The 1,810-nt window shown below is 40.2% G+C and carries 3 protein-coding genes; 1 reads left to right on the forward strand and 2 read right to left on the reverse strand.

From position 1 onward, the window contains the following. Positions 1-216, reverse strand: a 216-nt coding sequence (ylbD, locus tag HP456_RS23525; protein WP_216663406.1) for a spore coat protein YlbD, incomplete at its 3' end; no start/stop codon positions are given. A gap of 158 nt (positions 217-374) precedes the next feature. Between ylbD and HP456_RS23530 the strand changes: the two genes are divergently transcribed. Beyond that, on the forward strand, positions 375-860 hold the full coding sequence (locus HP456_RS23530; RefSeq protein ID WP_172255559.1) for a PaaI family thioesterase: 486 nt from the start codon (positions 375-377) through the stop codon (positions 858-860). 52 nt (positions 861-912) lie between these two features. On the opposite strand, the gene HP456_RS23535 is transcribed toward HP456_RS23530, so the two are convergent. Beyond that, a partial coding sequence (locus tag HP456_RS23535) for a CAP domain-containing protein (protein ID WP_172255561.1) occupies positions 913-1,810 on the reverse strand: 898 nt, incomplete at its 5' end.

The following is a 1,810-nucleotide window of genomic DNA, read 5'->3' on the forward strand; positions in this document are numbered from 1 at the left end:
CCAGCCATTTTTACTGCTTTCTTCATCCTTTTCTTCATTTTTTTCCGCTGTGTCCCTGTATGGGTTCCATCGGGTATCTTCCTCCCCAAGCAAATACCAATCTTCAAAAAGCTCCTGCCAATTTGCATTTCCGTTACGGACATCTTTTACAATCTTAGGATGCTTCCTGACAAATTCTTTAAACTCTTTCACTTTGGGATGTAATGATTTTCCCATTCCCAGCACCTCCTGCTCAGGACATTGACCTATTACATTTTATGATTGAATGAAAAAATGGTGATACATTCCTTTTTGTAGTAAAATTCAATTTAGAAACTAAACAGTCATGAATACAATATGTGAATTAGGCTGTGTAAAAGAAAAGGATGTATGACATGCAAGAACAGTTGCACAAATTATTGGACGAGGTTTTAGCTGGAGCAGACGAAGAAGAAACCCTCAGTATCAAACAGCTTCTCAACGGAGTGAAACGCAAACAGAATCATATAAATGAGTCAATAATCGGCGGAATTTACGCAATGGATAAATGTTCGGAGGACGGTAACTTTACAATAAGTATCCCAATCACAGCCGTCACACACAATTCATTAAATATCGTACATGGCGGCGTCACAGCGACATTAGTGGATACTGCGATGGGAACATTGGCTAATATGATGCTCCCGGAAGGATATGGGGCGGTCACAACTAACTTAAGTATCCATTACCTCGCACCAGGCATCGGAGAAGAATTGACCGCAAGCGCTACTATCGTACATAAAGGCTCAAAAACAATGGTCGTAGACGGCAAAGTTATAAATTCTGCCGGGAAAGTGGTTGCCACTTCCACAGGATCTTTCTTTATCATTAAAAAACAATAAAAGTGGAAAAAAGGTTGGTCATTCAGAGGACAAATTGAATAACCAACCTTTTTCATTGTTCAATATCAAACTTCTCTATGAAATTCTGTGTATAATATTTTTTATGGACTCCGACTCCCAGATCAGTAAAGTCATTTTCCAACAGGATTTTCCTATGGCCATCGGAATTCAGCCATCCGTGGACTGCTTCAGGTGCATCAGAGTATTGTGAAGCGATGTTTTCCCCTGCAGACTTAAAGTTGACTTCTTCTCTTTCCAATCGGTCAGTAAGACTTCCTAATGCAGGAGACTCATGTGAAAAGTACCCTTCTTCATACATCTCTTCGCTATGTCCTCTCGCTACTTCCGCAATTTCTTCATTCCAATCCACTTTCCCAACACCAAATTGATCACGCATTACATTCGTGATATCTAAAATCTGATTTTCACTCGCAGTGTCTATTGCTTCCCACTCTTCTTCGGTAGGCATAGTCTCCTCAACCAGTTCACCGCGGTACATCATTTCATAAGGGTGGATTTTAATAAGAGTGGAACTATCCAAAAAACGGATGCTTATCAATTCCCCAGTGAATTTATCAAGATAAAGTTGGGCATAGATATCTCCCAATGATACCAATAAACGTGTATTAAGATCCTGTTCATTTAATTCAAATTGATAAGATCCAGATTTATCATTCACGACTAGTTCAGACTCTATTATGGTAAAACGGTAAATATCCTCAAGCTTCTGTCCAAGTTTATACGGGGCCACATCCACTTCATTCCCGATCGCATAAAGAGTGACGACTTTCTTCCCGTCAATCCCTATCTGTACATATTGCTTGGCGGATATAGGATATACCCACCAATCGTAGCCGTATGCGCTTGGCTCAATTCGTTCAGGTTCTCCAAAAGTTTCAACCACTTTTTCTGAACTTTTACCAATCCATGTCGAAAGCCCGGTTACAGGC

Source organism: Bacillus haikouensis, from assembly GCF_013179555.1.
GTDB lineage: Bacteria > Bacillota > Bacilli > Bacillales > Bacillaceae_B > Rossellomorea > Rossellomorea haikouensis_A.

Coding starts and splice junctions, on each gene's coding strand:
- HP456_RS23530 (WP_172255559.1), top strand. CDS start 375: ATGCAAGAACAGTTGCACAAATTATTGGACGAGGTTTTAGCTGGAGCA.